Here is a 16,888-nt window from a genome sequence, read left to right as displayed (position 1 = left end):
AACTATGCTCCGGTCCACCTCGCTCTATGCAGCTATTGATTTAGGTTCGAATAGTTTTCATATGCTGGTTGTACGCGAGGTGGCGGGAAGCATACAGACGCTGACGCGTATTAAGCGCAAGGTCCGTCTCGCGGCGGGCCTGAGTGCGGATAATCACCTCTCTCCTGAAGCTATGGAGCGCGGCTGGCAATGCCTGCGTCTCTTTGCCGAACGCCTACAGGATATTCCCCCCCAGCAAATCCGTGTTGTCGCCACCGCAACCCTGCGGCTGGCGGTGAATGCCGGGGAGTTTATTGCCACCGCGCAGAAGATCCTCGGCTGCCCGGTGCAGGTGATCAGCGGTGAAGAAGAAGCCCGCCTGATTTATCAGGGCGTGGCGCACACCACGGGCGGCGATGAACGTCGCCTGGTGGTGGATATTGGTGGCGCAAGCACCGAACTGGTCACCGGTATCGGTGCTCAGGCAACTTCCCTGAATAGCCTGTCGATGGGCTGTGTCACCTGGCTTGAACGCTACTTTACCGATCGCAATCTGGCGCAAGAGAACTTCGATGATGCGGAAAAAGCCGCACGCGAGGTGCTGCGTCCGGTGGCGGATGAGCTGCGTTATCACGGCTGGAAAGTGTGCGTTGGCGCGTCCGGCACCGTCCAGGCGCTGCAGGAAATCATGATGGCGCAGGGGATGGATGAGCGTATTACGCTGGCGAAACTGCAGCAGTTGAAGCAGCGCGCTATCCTCTGTGGTCGTCTGGAAGAGCTCGAAATTGAAGGGTTGACCCTTGAGCGCGCCCTGGTTTTCCCCAGTGGGCTGGCGATCCTGATTGCCATTTTCACCGAACTGAATATTCAGTGCATGACCCTTGCGGGCGGTGCGCTACGGGAAGGCCTGGTCTACGGCATGCTGCATCTGGCCGTCGATCAGGACATTCGTAACCATACGCTGCGCAATATCCAGCGCCGCTTTATGGTCGATATCGAACAGGCGCATCGGGTGGCGAACCTGGCGGTCAGTTTCCTCGATCAGGTCGAAAGCGAGTGGCATCTTGAGCCTGTCAGCCGCGAACTGCTGGTTAGCGCCTGCCAGCTGCACGAGATCGGCCTGAGCGTCGATTTCAAACAGGCACCGCTGCATGCCGCCTACCTGGTACGCAATCTCGATCTGCCCGGCTATACCCCGGCGCAGAAGAAGCTGTTGGCCACGCTGCTGTTAAACCAGACCAACCCTGTCGATCTCTCTTCGCTCCATCAGCAAAATGCGGTGCCGCCGCGCGTGGCGGAACATCTCTGTCGTCTGCTGCGTCTGGCGATTCTCTTTGCCAGCCGTCGGCGCGACGATTTGCTGCCCGCCATGACCCTGACGGCGGAAGGTGAAAAGCTGACGCTGAACCTGCCGGAAAAATGGCTGGATAATCATCCGCTGGGTGCAGAAATGCTGGTGCAGGAGTGTCAGTGGCAGAGCTATGTGCACTGGAACCTTGAAGCACAATAACCCCGATTAAACGCCCGGCGCACCACGCTTGCCGGGCCTTCAGACTAGCGGTTTTTTGCTTTCTCCATCATCGCCCGAATATTGGCAATACTGGCCTGCCCTTTATGCATCCGCTCTTCGGCGGTAATCACTTTGCGCTCCTGCTCCCAGAGCACATCATCCTGCGGTAATTCCAGCAGGAAGCGGCTCGGCTCCGGACGCACCAGCTCCCCGTACTGACGACGCTCTTTACACAGCGTGAAGGTCAACTCTTTCTGCGCCCGTGTGATGCCCACATAGGCCAGACGTCGCTCTTCATCGACGTTGTCTTCATCAATGCTGCTCTGGTGCGGCAGGATGCCCTCTTCCATCCCCACCAGGTAGACATAGGGGAACTCCAGTCCTTTCGAAGCGTGAAGGGTCATGAGCTGTACCTGATCCGCCTCTTCTTCGCTTTCGCCGCGTTCCATCATGTCGCGCAAGGTAAAGCGGGTAACGACCTGGGTCAGGGTCATCGGCTCGTCAATGTCGGAACCTTCCAGCATTTCAGTCATCCAGGTGAAAAGTGTATTAACGTTCTTCATCCGCATCTCTGCCGCTTTCGGGCTGGCGGAGGTTTCATACAGCCAGGATTCATAGTCGATGCCGCGGATCAGATCGCGCACCGCCGCGATCGGCTCCCGCTCGGTCAGCTGCTGGATCTCGCGCAGCCAGTGGGTAAAGCGGGTCAGCGATTCATAGCCACGCCCGGTTAAGGTCTGGCTCAGGCCCATATCAAAGCTGGCGTTCAGCAGGCTCTTATTGCGGGTCATCGCCCACTCGCCCAGTTTTTGCAGCGTCGCCGGACCAATCTCACGCTTCGGCGTATTCACGATCCGCAGGAAAGCGCTGTCATCATCCGGATTGGTCAGCACGCGCAGGTAGGCGAGCAGATCCTTGATTTCCGGCCGCGAGAAGAACGAGGTGCCGCCGGAAATTTTGTACGGAATGCGGTTCTGCATCAGCATCTTTTCAAAGACGCGCGACTGGTGATTACCGCGATAGAGAATGGCGTAATCTTTGTAGTTGGTCTTATTCACGAAGTGGTGGGCAATCAGCTCCCCCGCCACGCGTTCGGCTTCATGATCTTCGTTATTGGCGCTCAGCACTTTAAGCTCAGTACCATAGCCCAGCTCGGAGAAGAGGCGCTTTTCAAAGACGTGCGGGTTGTTGGCGATCAGGATATTTGCCGCCTTCAGAATACGCCCGGATGAGCGGTAGTTCTGCTCCAGCTTGATCACCTGCAGCGCCGGGAAGTCTTTGCTCAGCAGAACCAGGTTCTGCGGACGGGCACCGCGCCAGGAGTAGATCGACTGGTCGTCGTCGCCCACCACGGTAAAACGCGCCCGCTGCCCCACCAGCAGTTTCACCAGCTCATACTGGCTGGTGTTGGTGTCCTGATATTCATCCACCAGCAGGTAGCGGATCTTGTTCTGCCAGCGCTCGCGCACCTCTTCATTACGCTGCAACAGCAGCGTAGGCAGCAGGATCAGATCGTCGAAATCGAGCACGTTACAGGCTTTGAGATGATCGTTGTACAGGCTATAGCAGTGGGCGAAGATCCGATCCCGCTCCCCTTTGGCGCTCGCAGCGGCCTGGGCAGGGTCCATCAGATCGTTTTTCCAGTTAGAGATCGTGGAGATCAACTGCTGCAGCACCGTTTTGTCGTCTTCGATCAGCCCTTCGGTCAGCTCTTTCAGCAACGCCACCTGATCGGTATCGTCGAACAGGGAGAAGTTCGACTTCATCCCCAACGCTGCATATTCGCGTTTAATGATATCCAGCCCCAGGGTATGGAAGGTGGAGATCATCAGGCCGCGCGCCTCTTTACGCCCTAACGTCTGCCCGACACGCTCTTTCATTTCGCGCGCCGCTTTGTTGGTAAAGGTCACCGCCGCGATATGGCGAGCCTGATAGCCGCAACCGCGGATCAGGTGGGCAATCTTGTTGGTGATGACGCGGGTTTTACCGGAACCGGCCCCTGCCAGCACCAGGCATGGTCCAGTAACGAATTCGACCGCTTGTTGTTGTCCAGGGTTTAAACGCATGGGAATATTGCTCAATCTTCGAACGGGGTGGGGATTGTAGCAGAAAGCCGGGCGCAGATTTACCGGCTAATGATAAAGTGAAGAAAACGCGATAAACCCGAGAGCAGAACCATGAAAAAGACCGCAGCGGCCCTGCACATTCTGGTCAAAGAAGAGAAGCTGGCGCAGGAAATCCTCGCCAAACTGGAACGCGGCATCAGCTTCGATCATCTGGCGAAGCGCTACTCAAAATGCCCTTCCGGGCGTAACGGCGGCGATTTAGGGGAATTCAAGCAGGGTGCCATGGTGGGGCCTTTCGATCAGGCGGTCTTTAGCTGTCCGCTGCTGAAGCCTTACGGCCCGGTGAAAACCAAATTTGGCTACCATATCATTAAGGTGCTGTACCGCAGCTAACGCGTGGTATATTGCGCCCCGATTTTACTCAACCCCTCAAGGCACGATCATGGCAAAAACAGCGGCAGCAATGCACATCCTGGTAAAAGAAGAGAAACTGGCTCTGGAGCTTCTGGAGCAGATCAAGAACGGCGGCGACTTCGAGAAGCTGGCGAAAAAGCACTCTACCTGCCCATCCGGTAAAAAAGGCGGCCACTTAGGTGAATTCCGTCAGGGCCAGATGGTTCCGGCGTTCGATAAAGTGGTGTTCTCCTGCCCGGTGCTGGAGCCAACTGGCCCGCTGCACACCCAGTTCGGTTACCACATCATTAAGGTGTTATACCGCAACTAATAAAAAGCCCGGTGGCGCTAACGCTTACCGGGCCTACGATTTTGCACATTTGTAGGTCGGGTAAGCGAAGCGCCACCCGACAAGGTTATTAACCCGCTACAGCAATACGCTTCATATCGGTCATGTAACCACGCAGCTTCTGACCCACTTTCTCGATCTCGTGGCTGCGAATCGCTTCGTTCACGTCACGCAGCTGGGCATTATCTACCGCGCCTTCGGTAATCGCTTTGCCCAGGTCGCCAGTCTGCAGGGTAGTCATGAACTCTTTCAGCAGCGGTACGCAAGCGTAAGAGAACAGGTAGTTACCGTATTCTGCGGTATCAGAGATCACCACGTTCATCTCGTACAGACGCTTACGGGCGATGGTGTTCGCGATCAGCGGCAGCTCGTGCAGTGATTCGTAGTACGCAGACTCTTCGATGATGCCGGAATCCACCATGGTTTCGAAGGCCAGCTCAACGCCCGCTTTTACCATCGCAATCATCAGAACGCCTTTATCGAAGTACTCCTGCTCGCTGATTTTGCCGTCAAACTGCGCGGCGGTTTCGAATGCGGTTTTACCGGTCTCTTCACGCCAGGTCAGCAGGTTTTTGTCGTCGTTCGCCCAGTCAGCCATCATGCCGGAAGAGAACTCACCGGAGATGATGTCGTCCATATGTTTCTGGAACAGCGGCGCCATGATGGTTTTCAGCTGCTCGGACAGCGCGAATGCACGCAGTTTTGCCGGATTGGACAGACGGTCCATCATCAGGGTGATACCGCCCTGCTTCAGCGCTTCGGTGATGGTTTCCCAGCCGAACTGAATCAGTTTTTCTGCGTATGCCGGGTCAGTGCCCTCTTCCACCAGCTTGTCGAAGCACAGCAGAGAACCCGCCTGCAGCATGCCGCACAGAATAGTCTGCTCACCCATCAGGTCAGATTTCACTTCCGCAACGAAGGAAGACTCCAGAACGCCTGCACGGTGGCCGCCGGTGGCTGCTGCCCATGCTTTGGCAATCGCCATGCCTTCGCCTTTCGGATCGTTTTCCGGGTGAACCGCGATCAGCGTCGGTACACCGAAGCCACGTTTGTACTCTTCACGCACTTCGGTACCCGGGCACTTCGGCGCTACCATCACCACGGTGATGTCTTTACGGATCTGCTCGCCTACTTCAACGATGTTGAAGCCGTGGGAGTAACCCAGCGCCGCGCCGTCTTTCATCAGCGGCTGTACGGAACGCACAACGTCAGAGTGCTGTTTGTCTGGCGTCAGGTTTACCACCAGATCCGCCTGCGGGATCAGCTCTTCATAAGTACCGACTTTGAAGCCGTTTTCGGTCGCTTTACGCCAGGAAGCACGTTTCTCAGCAATGGCTTCTTTGCGCAGGGCGTAGGAGATATCCAGACCGGAGTCACGCATGTTCAGGCCCTGGTTCAGCCCCTGTGCGCCACAGCCGACGATGACCACTTTTTTACCCTGAAGATAGCTTGCGCCATCGGCAAATTCGTCGCGCGCCATGAAGCGGCATTTGCCCAGCTGCGCCAGCTGCTGGCGCAGATTCAGTGTGTTGAAGTAGTTAGCCATGGTGATACCTCGTGATGTTGTGTTGTCGTGCTTATTGTTCGGTTCGCTTATGCGAGAATGAACTTACTATATGACAGGAAATTTATTGCGGAAATTGATATATTCACAACGTCACGTTGCAGTTTCTGCAATATAAAACTCTGGAGTGGAATCGGTGGATTTACGCGATCTGAAAATGTTCCTGCATCTGGCGGAAAGCCGCCATTTTGGCCGCAGCGCGCGAGCGATGCACGTCAGCCCCTCCACGCTTTCGCGTCAGATCCAGCGCCTTGAGGAGGATCTCGGCCAGCCCCTTTTTGTGCGCGATAACCGCACGGTGACGCTCACCGAAGCCGGAGAAGAGTTGCGCACGTTTGCCCAGCAAACCTTGCTGCAGTATCAGCAACTGCGCCACACCATCGACCAGCAGGGGCCGTCGCTGTCCGGTGAACTCCATATCTTCTGCTCGGTGACCGCCGCCTATAGCCACCTGCCGCCGATCCTCGATCGCTTCCGCGCTGAACATCCGTCGGTTGAGATCAAACTCACCACCGGCGATGCCGCCGATGCGATGGATAAGGTGGTAACGGGCGAAGCGGATCTGGCGATTGCCGGCAAGCCGGAAACCCTGCCGGGGGCGGTGGCGTTTTCGATGCTGGAAAATCTGGCAGTGGTGCTGATCGCCCCGGCGCTGCCCTGCCCGGTGCGTAATCAGGTCTCGGTGGAAAAACCAGACTGGTCAACGGTGCCCTTTATCATGGCCGACCAGGGGCCGGTGCGCCGCCGCATCGAGCTGTGGTTCCGTCGGCAGAAAATCAGCAATCCATCCATTTACGCAACGGTCGGCGGCCATGAGGCGATGGTGTCGATGGTGGCGCTCGGCTGCGGCGTGGCGCTGCTGCCGGAAGTGGTGCTGGAGAACAGCCCGGAACCGGTGCGCAATCGCGTGATGATTCTGGAGCGCAGCGACGAGAAAACGCCGTTTGAGCTTGGCGTCTGCGCACAAAAAAAGCGGCTGCATGAGCCGCTTATTGATGCGTTCTGGAATTTATTGCCGAACCATTAACCTGCCAGGAAGAACCTGAATGCCGGGTTGTGGGTTTCGTCATGACAGTCGTAGCCCAGCTCGTTGAGTCGCGTTTCGAAATCCGGCTCGTGCTCGCCCAGCTCGAATGCCGCCAGCACGCGACCATAGTCGGTACCGTGGCTGCGGTAGTGGAACAGGGAGATGTTCCAGTGTGTTCCAAGAGTATGCAGGAACTTCAGCAGCGCACCCGGCGATTCCGGGAACTCGAAGCTGAACAGGCGCTCCTGGAGCGGCTTCGACGGACGCCCGCCCACCATGTAGCGCACATGCAGTTTCGCCATCTCATCGTCGGAGAGATCAACCACGCTGTAGCCACCCTGGTGCAGCAGGTTGAGGATCTCTTTACGCTCTTCCAGCCCGCGGCTCAGACGCACCCCGACAAAAATGCAGGCATCTTTGGCATCGGCAAAACGGTAGTTAAACTCCGTTACTGAACGACCGCCCAGCAGCTGGCAGAACTTGAGGAAGCTGCCCTTCTCTTCCGGGATGGTCACCGCCAGCAGGGCTTCACGTTGCTCCCCCAACTCGCAACGCTCAGAGACGTAGCGCAGGCCGTGGAAGTTAACGTTAGCGCCGGACAGCACATGGGCCAGACGTTCGCCGCGAATGTTGTGCTGCGCGATGTATTTTTTCATCCCTGCCAGCGCCAGCGCGCCGGAGGGTTCTGCCACCGCACGCACATCCTCGAACAGATCTTTCATCGCTGCGCAGATGGCATCGCTGTCGACGGTGATGATGTCGTCAAGATACTCCTGACACAGACGGAAGGTTTCATCCCCGATACGTTTTACCGCCACGCCTTCGGCAAACAGCCCGACGCGCGGGAGATCCACCGGATGGCCGGCATCCAGCGCCGCCTTCAGGCAGGCAGAGTCTTCCGCTTCTACGGCAATGACTTTGATCTGCGGCATCAGCTGCTTGATCAGCACCGCCACGCCTGCCGCCAGGCCACCGCCGCCAACCGGCACGAACACGCGGTCGAGATGCGCATCCTGCTGCAGCAGCTCCAGCGCCAGGGTGCCCTGACCGGCAATCACCATCGGGTGATCGAACGGCGGTACCCAGGTGAAGCCCTGCTGCTGCGCCAGCTCGATGGCTTTGGCTTTCGCTTCGTCAAAATTGGCGCCGTGGAGCAGCACTTCGCCGCCAAATCCCCGCACCGCATCGACTTTGATATCCGCCGTGGCAACCGGCATCACGATCAGGGCTTTCAGCCCCAGACGCGCAGCAGAGAACGCCACGCCCTGGGCATGGTTGCCCGCAGACGCCGTGATCACACCACGCGCTTTTTGTTCGTCGGTCAGCCCGGCCATCATCGCGTAAGCGCCGCGCAGCTTGAAGCTATGCACCGGCTGACGGTCTTCGCGCTTCACCAGAATGACGTTATCCAGCCGCGACGACAGCTTGTCCATTTTTTGCAGCGGCGTGACCTGCACCGCTTCATAGACCGGCGCACGCAGCACCGCCCGGAGATATTCTGCCCCCTCAGGGGCAGACGATAAGGGTTGGGATTCGGCCATCATTAGCCCCCAAGCTTGGATTTATCGCGCACCGCGCCTTTATCCGCACTGGTGGCGAGGGTGGCGTAGGCGCGCAGGGCGAAGGAGACTTCGCGCTGACGATCTTTCGGCGTCCAGGCTTTGTCGCCGCGCGCTTCTTGCGCTTCACGGCGGGCAGCGATCTCCTGGGGGCTCAGCTTCAGCTGAATACCGCGATTCGGAATATCGATTTCGATCAGATCGCCATCTTCGATGATCGCAATGTTGCCGCCGCTGGCTGCTTCCGGCGAAACGTGGCCGATAGAGAGACCGGATGTGCCGCCGGAGAAACGGCCGTCGGTGATCAGCGCACAGGCTTTACCGAGGCCCATGGATTTCAGGAAGGTGGTCGGGTAGAGCATCTCCTGCATCCCCGGGCCGCCTTTTGGCCCTTCGTAGCGGATCACCACCACATCGCCAGCAACCACTTTTCCGCCAAGGATGGCTTCAACCGCGTCGTCCTGACTTTCGTAGACTTTCGCCGGGCCGGTAAATTTCAGGATGCTGTCGTCCACGCCCGCGGTTTTGACGATACAGCCGTTTTCCGCGAAGTTGCCGTACAGAACCGCCAGGCCGCCATCTTTGCTGTAGGCATTTTCCAGCGAACGGATGCAGCCTTCGGCGCGATCGTCATCCAGAGTGTCCCAGCGACAATCCTGCGAGAACGCCTGAGTAGTGCGAATGCCCGCCGGACCGGCGCGGAACATTTTTTTCACCGACTCATCTTTGGTCAGCATCACGTCGTACTGATCCAGCGACTGCGGCAGGGTCAGGCCCAGCACGTTCTTCACTTCGCGGTTCATCAACCCGGCGCGATCCAGCTCGCCGAGGATCCCCAGCACGCCACCGGCGCGGTGAACGTCTTCCATGTGGTATTTCTGCGTGCTCGGCGCAACCTTACACAGCTGCGGCACCTTGCGGGACAGCTTGTCGATATCACTCATGGTGAAGTCGATCTCTGCTTCCTGGGCGGCGGCCAGCAGGTGCAGAACGGTGTTCGTGGAACCGCCCATGGCGATATCCAGGGTCATGGCATTTTCAAACGCCGCCTTGCTGGCGATATTGCGCGGCAGCGCGCTGGCATCATCCTGCTCGTAGTAGCGTTTGGTCAGTTCAACGATGCGTTTACCGGCATTGATAAACAGCTCTTTACGATCGGCGTGGGTCGCCAGCAGCGAGCCGTTGCCCGGCTGCGACAGTCCCAGCGCTTCGGTCAGGCAGTTCATGGAGTTGGCGGTGAACATCCCGGAACAGGAGCCGCAGGTCGGACAGGCGGAACGTTCAACCTGATCGCTCTGCTCGTCGGAGACTTTCGGGTCGGCACCCTGAATCATCGCATCGACCAGGTCGAGCTTGATGATTTTGTCGGAGAGCTTGGTTTTACCCGCTTCCATTGGACCGCCAGAGACGAAGATCACCGGAATGTTCAGGCGCAGGGAGGCCATCAGCATCCCCGGGGTGATTTTGTCGCAGTTGGAGATGCAGACCATCGCATCGGCACAGTGGGCGTTAACCATGTACTCTACCGAGTCGGCAATCAGCTCGCGCGACGGCAGTGAATAAAGCATGCCCCCGTGCCCCATTGCGATCCCGTCATCCACGGCGATGGTGTTGAACTCTTTCGCCACGCCGCCGGAGGCTTCAATCTGCTCGGCGACCAGCTTCCCGAGATCGCGCAGATGCACGTGGCCCGGGACAAACTGGGTAAAAGAGTTGACCACGGCGATGATCGGTTTCCCGAAGTCGGCGTCGGTCATTCCGGTGGCGCGCCACAGCGCGCGGGCACCCGCCATGTTGCGGCCGTGAGTGGTGGTGGCGGAACGGTACTTAGGCATGCGTTATTTACTCCCGTCTATCTGGTAAATGGGACGGTGCGTGCCGTCCCATAGTTATGCTTATTGATTAACCTGATCCAACCAACCCCATTTATCTTCGGTTTCACCGGTAAAGAGGCCAAAGAATGCTTCCTGGATACGCTTGGTTACTGGACCACGGCGGCCTTCGCCCACCTGGATGCCGTCAACGCTGCGTACCGGCGTAATTTCTGCTGCGGTACCGGACATAAAGACTTCATCCGCCAGATACAGCGATTCGCGGGACAGTACCTGCTCACGCACTTCGATACCCAGATCCTGCGCCAGCTTGATGATGGCGTCACGAGTGATGCCCGGCAGGGCTGAAGAGGTGAATGGCGGGGTGAACAGAATGCCATCTTTCACTTCGAACAGGTTCTCACCTGCGCCTTCAGAGATGTAGCCGTTCACATCCAGAGCAATACCCTCCTGATAGCCGTGGCGACGTGCTTCGCTGCCAACCAACAGGGAGGAGAGGTAGTTACCGCCCGCTTTCGCTGCGGTCGGGATAGTGTTGGGTGCCACACGGTTCCATGAGGAAACCATCGCATCGATCCCCTGCTCCAGCGCTTCTGCGCCGAGGTAGGCTCCCCACGGGAACGCGGCGATGATCACATCGGTGGTATAACCGGCTGGCGGGTTAACGCCCATCCCCACATCGCCCACGAAAACCAGAGGACGGATATAGGCGCTGGTCAGGTTGTTTTTGCGCAGAACGGCGCGGCATGCTTCCATCAGCTCGTCAACGCTCTGGGAAACCGGGAAACGATAAATTTTGGCTGAATCACGCAGACGCTGCATGTGTTCACGATGACGGAACACCACCGGGCCTTTGTGTGAGTCGTAGCAACGGATGCCTTCAAAAACAGACGTACCGTAGTGAAGCGCGTGGGACATCACGTGGACTTTCGCGTCCTCCCAGCGAATCATCTCACCATTGGACCAAATGAAATCATCTTTTTTCGTCGTCATTTTTATTCCTATTGCGCTCAGGCGCGAATTTGTTGTGTTTGCGATGTAGCGGCACGCTGCTGGATATCGACCCGGGCGACGTCGACCAGTTTGCTCAACTGGCTAAACAGTAATTCGACGGGGCGCTGACTGGCAACGGTCAATTCAATATTTATGTTCTGCGCGTCGGTGGCGGTTTCCATGTTCATCGAACAGATCTGGAATCCACGATGGCGCACCACGCGCAAGACACGTTCTAAGGTTTCGGGGTTGAAGCGAGCCTGTACGGCGACCTGATGTTGCATCATGATAATTTCTCCAGCATTTGTGAGTTACTGGCGCCGGGCGGCACCAACGGCCAGACATTCTCAAGCTCGTCGATTGAGACATGAAGCAGGTAAGGCCCCTTGCTTGACAGCATTTCATCAAGTGCCGCTTCAACCTGGTCTTTACGGGTGATGTGCTGGCCAGGAATGCCGAAGGCGCTGGCCAGAACGAGGAAATCGGGGTTATCGGTCAGGGTTGTTTCGCTGTAACGCTCCTGGAAGAAGAGCTGCTGCCACTGGCGCACCATGCCTAAACGTTGGTTATCCAGCAGCACGATTTTCACCGGCAGCTGCTTACGCTTGATGGTGCCCAGCTCCTGGACGTTCATCATGAAGGAGCCATCACCGGAGATACAGATAACCGTATCGTCCGGACGCGCCACCTGGGCACCCACCGCGGCCGGCAAACCGAAGCCCATGGTGCCTAAGCCGCTTGAGGTGATGAAGTTTTCCGGGCGCGTGTAGGTCATATGCTGGGCTGACCACATCTGATGCTGACCCACGTCGGTGGTCACTACGCTGTCCGCCGGCTTGCGATCCGACAGCTGCTTCAGCAGTAACGGAGCATAGATCGCGTCGCCCGGATGGTCGTAACGCCAGGCATGCTCGCGGCGCATTTCTGCCGCGTGCTGACGCCACGCGTCGATCGCTAAGGGCTGCTGTAACGCAGGCAGCAACGCATTGAGATCGCCCTGCAAGGCCACGTGTACCTGACGGAGCTTATTCATCTCTGCCGGGTCGATATCCATATGAACGACTTTGGCATTTGGTGCAAAGGTATTCAGCTTGCCGGTTACGCGATCATCAAAACGCGCGCCCACGGCGATCAGCAGGTCACACTCCTGCACGGCGAGGTTGGCAGCTTTGGTGCCGTGCATCCCCAGCATGCCGAGATAGTATGGATAGTCGGCATCCACCGCGCCCAATCCTTTCAACGTGCAGGCTGCGGGCATTTGGGTGGCCGCGATAAATGCACGCAGGGCCGGAACCGCCTGCGCCATCCCCACCCCGCCGCCCACATACAGGATCGGCTTTTGCGCGTGGGCCAGCATCTGGCTGGCCTCGCTGACTTCGGCAAACGGGAACGCCTCGTCATTCTCAACGGTGGAGAAGTGCGGTTCAAGATCGCCCAACGCAACCTGAATATCTTTCGGGATATCAACCAGAACCGGGCCAGGACGGCCTGAGTTTGCCACCTCAAAGGCTTCCGCCATAACGCGCGGCAGCTCTTCCAGGGATTGCACGAGAAAGCTGTGTTTCGTACAAGCCAGTGACAAACCGAGAACGTCCACTTCCTGGAAAGCATCGGTTCCGATGAAGGGAGAAGCGACCTGGCCGGTGATGGCCACAACGGGAACGGAATCCAGCAGCGCGTCAGCCAGCCCGGTGATCAGATTGGTTGCACCCGGGCCGGAGGTCGCCATGCAGACGCCTGTTTTCCCGGTTGCACGCGCATAGCCAATGGCCGCCATCGCCGCACCCTGCTCATGTCGGCACAACAGATGTTCCACGCCGCCGTCATACAACGCATCGTAAATCGGCATAATTGCGCCGCCCGGGTAACCGAAGATGGTATCGACTCCCTGCGCTCGCAACGCATGTACTACCCACTGTGCGCCATTCATAGTTACTTCCCCGCTGTAAATCGAGAGAAACAGAATTTTATGCTACTACTCATCGTCTGCTCCTCGCTTATGTTTTAAGGTCATAAAAAAACCCCCGGACCTTTCGGTGCGGGGGTCTTAGTTCGTTAAGGCTTGATTACTAAGCCTTTCCTCGTCCAAGTGCAGCCCCGCACGGTGGGATAATAATCACCACCACGCTAATCACGACCAGGCTAATCACTCGTAGAAGGGCTGTCATTTTCTGTTCTTTTTGCATCTTGTTCGAAGGAATACCTAAAGAGTTATCACAGATATCGAGACGAAAACAACATTTTTTTATAATTCATTTTCTTATTACGCTAATAGTTAAGATAAAAATCATTGTTTTTTATGACAAAAATAGAAAATGAATTATTTTCATTTTTTTGCTACTCAGCAAAGGTCAGGAAGTCATGCTTATTACGCTTTGCGAGCAGCCTTCCATGACCATGAAAAGTTTACAATTTCGGGGAAATATTAAGGAACACGCCGCGTAAAAACGCGATTTGCCGATAAAAATCTAAACCTCACGGTGACATAGTAGCGCTTCAAGGAGGCTCTTATGTCACTGTCGGTTGTTTATACCCGCGCTGCGTTAGGCGTTAAAGCGCCACTCATTTCCGTTGAAGTTCACCTCAGTAACGGCCTGCCGGGCTTAACGCTGGTCGGCCTGCCGGAAACCACCGTCAAGGAAGCCCGGGACCGGGTACGTAGCGCAATCATCAATAGCGGTTATACCTTTCCGGCAAAAAAGATCACCATTAACCTGGCGCCAGCCGATTTACCCAAGGAAGGCGGGCGATATGATTTACCTATCGCCATTGCGCTTCTCGCCGCCTCTGAGCAGCTCTCCTCTTCCAGACTAAGCGCATATGAGTTTGTAGGTGAGCTGGCGCTCACAGGCGCATTAAGAGGGGTTCCTGGCGCGATATCGGGTGCCCTGGCGGCCATTCAGGCAGGCAGAGAGATTATTGTCGCCAACGATAACGCTGCCGAAGTCAGCCTTATCGAACAAAAAGGCTGCCTGGTGGCAGAACACTTACAGGAGGTATGTGCCTTTCTTGAGGGCCGCCACGAGCTGGCTGCGCCCGTTCAGGAGCCGTTTGTGGTAGAAAACAGCGACCAGGATATCAGCGATATTATCGGCCAGGAGCAGGGTAAACGGGCGCTGGAGATCACCGCGGCCGGTGCGCACAATCTGCTGCTGATTGGTCCGCCCGGCACCGGAAAAACCATGCTTGCGAGCCGACTCAATGGCCTGCTTCCGCCACTTAGCAACCATGAGGCATTGGAGAGTGCGGCAATCGTCAGTCTGGTCAACGCCACATCAATGTATAAGCAGTGGTGTCGGCGTCCCTTTCGCGCACCTCATCACAGCGCCTCGCTCGTGGCCATGGTGGGCGGAGGTGCAATCCCCGCCCCGGGCGAGATCTCGCTGGCGCATAACGGCATTCTCTTTCTGGACGAGCTACCGGAGTTTGAACGGCGCGTGTTGGATGCCTTACGCGAGCCTATCGAATCGGGGCAGATTAATATTTCCCGTACCCGCGCCAAGATCAGTTACCCGGCTCGCTTCCAGCTTATTGCCGCCATGAACCCCAGCCCAACGGGACACTATCAGGGTAACCATAATCGTTGTTCGCCCGAACAGACGCTGCGCTATCTGGGCCGCTTATCGGGCCCGTTTCTCGATCGCTTCGATTTATCACTTGAGATCCCGCTCCCACCGCCAGGGTTGCTAAGCCAGGCGCACAGAGCAGGAGAAACCAGTCTCACCGTACGAAACAGAGTGATCGTCGCGCAGGAGCGGCAGCGGGTACGGCAGAATAAACTCAATGCACATCTGGATAATGCTGAGATTCGCAGATTTTGCCCGCTCATGGCAGAGGATGCCCGGTGGCTGGAAGAGACCCTTACTCGATTTGGGCTGTCGGTACGAGCCTGGCAACGGCTACTGAAGGTGGCTCGCACGATTGCTGATCTGGAAGAGAGTGAAAAGATTGAACGCAGGCACCTGCAGGAAGCCCTGAGCTATCGCGCTATCGACCGTCTGTTAATGCACCTGCAAAAGATGCTGGCATGAAAAAAGGGGCCGTAGCCCCTTCTTCTTAATCGTCTGATTCGGTGTAGTCTTCCGCACCTTCCATCTGTGGTTTACCACCAGACAGGGTATGGAAACGCTTTGGACGTTTGATACGTGCCATATACTTGATCCATACGCGCTCCGCTTCCGTTACCGGCTCACGCTCGCCACGGCAGACGGCAACAAACGATTTTTCGTCTTCAGTGGAGGGTTCGCGTTTTCCCAAATCCAGTTCATTGAAAGCATAACCGTGGCGCTCAAGCAGTTGTGCTTCTTTGATGGTGAAATCACCATGGCGAGAAAATCCGCGTGGATAATTTTTATTGTCGAAAAAACGATTAGTCGTCGTAAAGCTTTCCGCCATCCTACACGCTCCTATATCTTTGGCCGAGCTATTTATGGCGCGGAGTATTAGTTACGCTTGACAGAGCGTCCAACAAAACATTTAAATCATAACGACAAATTATTTTGCGGAGAAAACCGTGGATACGGACTTGCTAAAAACTTTCCTCGAAGTGAGCAGAACTCGCCACTTTGGGCGCGCCGCAGAAGCGCTTTATCTGACGCAGTCGGCGGTGAGCTTTCGTATTCGTCAGCTTGAAAATCAGCTTGGGGTGAACCTTTTCACCCGCCATCGCAACAACATTCGCTTAACCCCCGCAGGTGAAAAACTTCTGCCGTACGCAGAAACCTTGATGAACACCTGGCAGGCCGCACGTAAAGAGGTTGCACATACCTCAAAACATAATGAGTTCTCTATCGGTGCCAGCGCCTCTCTATGGGAGTGCATGCTAAGCCCCTGGCTGAGCCGGTTGTATCGTTCTCATGGGCAGCTACAGTTTGAGGCCCGCATTGCGCAGCGACAGTCGCTGGTGAAGCAGTTACATGAACGACAGCTGGATCTGCTCATCACTACCGAAGCCCCGAAAATGGATGAATTTAGCAGCCAGATCCTCGGGCAGTTCACCCTGGCGCTTTATGCTGCTGAGCCTTCGGCCATGAAAAGCGATCTGAACTATCTGCGCCTCGAATGGGGGCCCGATTTCCAGCCGCATGAGGCAGGTTTGATTGCCATTGATGATGTACCGATCCTCACCACCAGTTCTGCTGAGATAGCCTGCCAGCAACTCGCATCGCTAAAAGGTTGTACCTGGCTGCCGCAACGCTGGGCCAACCAGAAAGCCGGCCTGTATACGGTAGCGGATTCAGCCCTGCTTCAGAGACCGCTGTATGCCATCTGGCTTCAGAACAGCGACAAGCAAGGACAAATCAAAGATCTGCTTAAAATCAATGTGATGGAATAAGAGAATTGTTGCAGGGACGCAACGCAAAGATGGTAAAAAAGGAGGGATTTGCTTTCTGACAGGCAAAAAAAATCCTTTGCCGAAGCAAAGGATCCTTTATATGGCAGGGGCGGAGAGACTCGAACTCGCGACACCCGGTTTTGGAGACCGGTGCTCTACCAACTGAGCTACGCCCCTAAATTTCTTACTACTAAGCCTGCTAACATAGCAGGCTTAGTTTAAATAGGTGGCGGAACGGACGGGACTCGAACCCGCGACCCCCTGCGTGACAGGCAGGTATT

General features: G+C 56.5%; 16 protein-coding genes and 1 tRNA gene. 6 read left to right on the top strand and 11 right to left on the bottom strand.

Features of this window, described 5'->3' with window-relative positions; genetic code table 11:
* Window positions 1–4: 4 nt before the first annotated feature.
* Window positions 5–1,489, top strand: coding sequence for a guanosine-5'-triphosphate,3'-diphosphate diphosphatase (gppA, locus tag V7Q49_RS20915; RefSeq protein WP_333854831.1), 1,485 nt, complete (start codon window positions 5–7; stop codon window positions 1,487–1,489).
* Window positions 1,490–1,533: 44 nt separating this feature from the next.
* On the opposite strand, the gene rep is transcribed toward gppA, so the two are convergent.
* Window positions 1,534–3,555, bottom strand: a complete 2,022-nt coding sequence (rep, locus tag V7Q49_RS20910) for a DNA helicase Rep (protein WP_333854830.1) — start codon at window positions 3,553–3,555, stop codon at window positions 1,534–1,536.
* 111 nt (window positions 3,556–3,666) lie between these two features.
* On the opposite strand from rep, the gene ppiC (V7Q49_RS20905) reads away from it, so the two are divergent.
* Together ppiC (V7Q49_RS20905) and ppiC (V7Q49_RS20900) are read left to right on the top strand one after the other, a co-directional pair.
* Window positions 3,667–3,948 (top strand): peptidylprolyl isomerase PpiC, encoded by a 282-nt coding sequence (ppiC, locus tag V7Q49_RS20905; RefSeq protein WP_106995953.1) that lies wholly within the window; start codon window positions 3,667–3,669, stop codon window positions 3,946–3,948.
* 49 nt (window positions 3,949–3,997) lie between these two features.
* Window positions 3,998–4,279 carry a peptidylprolyl isomerase PpiC gene (gene ppiC / locus V7Q49_RS20900; RefSeq protein ID WP_032615193.1) on the top strand — a complete coding sequence of 94 codons (282 nt, stop codon included), beginning with the start codon at window positions 3,998–4,000 and terminating at the stop codon, window positions 4,277–4,279.
* 88 nt (window positions 4,280–4,367) lie between these two features.
* Here ppiC (V7Q49_RS20900) and ilvC read toward each other — a convergent pair whose 3' ends face one another.
* Window positions 4,368–5,843 carry a ketol-acid reductoisomerase gene (ilvC, locus tag V7Q49_RS20895; protein ID WP_032615195.1) on the bottom strand — a complete coding sequence of 492 codons (1,476 nt, stop codon included), beginning with the start codon at window positions 5,841–5,843 and terminating at the stop codon, window positions 4,368–4,370.
* A 154-nt stretch (window positions 5,844–5,997) separates the two neighbouring features.
* Here ilvC and ilvY point away from each other — a divergent pair, with 154 nt between their 5' ends.
* Window positions 5,998–6,888 (top strand): HTH-type transcriptional activator IlvY, encoded by an 891-nt coding sequence (gene ilvY, locus V7Q49_RS20890; RefSeq protein ID WP_333854829.1) that lies wholly within the window; start codon window positions 5,998–6,000, stop codon window positions 6,886–6,888.
* Here the strand turns inward: ilvY and ilvA are convergent.
* The 7 genes from ilvA to ilvL all read right to left on the bottom strand — a co-directional run bounded on the left by ilvA (window position 6,885) and on the right by ilvL (window position 13,440).
* The gene (gene ilvA, locus V7Q49_RS20885) at window positions 6,885–8,429 is read right to left on the bottom strand and encodes a threonine ammonia-lyase, biosynthetic (RefSeq protein ID WP_333854927.1); all 1,545 of its coding nucleotides are present in this window, start codon (window positions 8,427–8,429) and stop codon (window positions 6,885–6,887) included. The genes ilvY and ilvA overlap by 4 nt on opposite strands.
* Before the next feature lie 2 nt (window positions 8,430–8,431).
* A complete protein-coding gene (gene ilvD, locus V7Q49_RS20880; protein WP_333854828.1) occupies window positions 8,432–10,282 on the bottom strand; it encodes a dihydroxy-acid dehydratase in 1,851 nt (616 codons plus the stop codon).
* 60 nt (window positions 10,283–10,342) lie between these two features.
* Window positions 10,343–11,272 (bottom strand): branched-chain-amino-acid transaminase, encoded by a 930-nt coding sequence (ilvE, locus tag V7Q49_RS20875; protein ID WP_333854827.1) that lies wholly within the window; start codon window positions 11,270–11,272, stop codon window positions 10,343–10,345.
* Between the two features lie 17 nt (window positions 11,273–11,289).
* Window positions 11,290–11,559: an acetolactate synthase 2 small subunit gene (gene ilvM, locus V7Q49_RS20870; RefSeq protein ID WP_032615208.1), complete on the bottom strand. Its 270-nt coding sequence runs from the start codon at window positions 11,557–11,559 to the stop codon at window positions 11,290–11,292.
* Window positions 11,556–13,202, bottom strand: coding sequence for an acetolactate synthase 2 catalytic subunit (ilvG, locus tag V7Q49_RS20865; protein WP_333854826.1), 1,647 nt, complete (start codon window positions 13,200–13,202; stop codon window positions 11,556–11,558). The genes ilvM and ilvG overlap by 4 nt, the downstream gene beginning before the upstream one ends.
* Window positions 13,203–13,204: 2 nt before the next feature.
* Window positions 13,205–13,255: a peptide IlvX gene (gene ilvX / locus V7Q49_RS23590; RefSeq protein ID WP_442913088.1), complete on the bottom strand. Its 51-nt coding sequence runs from the start codon at window positions 13,253–13,255 to the stop codon at window positions 13,205–13,207.
* An 86-nt stretch (window positions 13,256–13,341) separates the two neighbouring features.
* Window positions 13,342–13,440: an ilv operon leader peptide gene (gene ilvL / locus V7Q49_RS20860; protein ID WP_001311244.1), complete on the bottom strand. Its 99-nt coding sequence runs from the start codon at window positions 13,438–13,440 to the stop codon at window positions 13,342–13,344.
* A gap of 342 nt (window positions 13,441–13,782) precedes the next feature.
* On the opposite strand from ilvL, the gene V7Q49_RS20855 reads away from it, so the two are divergent.
* Entirely contained in the window at window positions 13,783–15,303 is a 1,521-nt protein-coding gene (locus tag V7Q49_RS20855) for a YifB family Mg chelatase-like AAA ATPase (protein ID WP_333854825.1), read from the top strand.
* A gap of 25 nt (window positions 15,304–15,328) precedes the next feature.
* Here V7Q49_RS20855 and V7Q49_RS20850 read toward each other — a convergent pair whose 3' ends face one another.
* On the bottom strand, window positions 15,329–15,667 hold the full coding sequence (locus tag V7Q49_RS20850; protein WP_142487543.1) for a DUF413 domain-containing protein: 339 nt from the start codon (window positions 15,665–15,667) through the stop codon (window positions 15,329–15,331).
* A gap of 118 nt (window positions 15,668–15,785) precedes the next feature.
* Here V7Q49_RS20850 and hdfR point away from each other — a divergent pair, with 118 nt between their 5' ends.
* A complete protein-coding gene (gene hdfR / locus V7Q49_RS20845; protein ID WP_333854824.1) occupies window positions 15,786–16,607 on the top strand; it encodes an HTH-type transcriptional regulator HdfR in 822 nt (273 codons plus the stop codon).
* A gap of 101 nt (window positions 16,608–16,708) precedes the next feature.
* Here hdfR and V7Q49_RS20840 read toward each other — a convergent pair.
* A tRNA-Trp gene (locus V7Q49_RS20840) sits at window positions 16,709–16,784 on the bottom strand.
* Window positions 16,785–16,888: the final 104 nt, after the last annotated feature.

Source organism: Leclercia sp. (assembly GCF_036780805.1).
Taxonomy (GTDB): Bacteria; Pseudomonadota; Gammaproteobacteria; order Enterobacterales; family Enterobacteriaceae; genus Enterobacter.
Note: the sequence above shows the minus strand (reverse complement) of the source record. Positions and strands in the feature narration are given on the sequence as shown.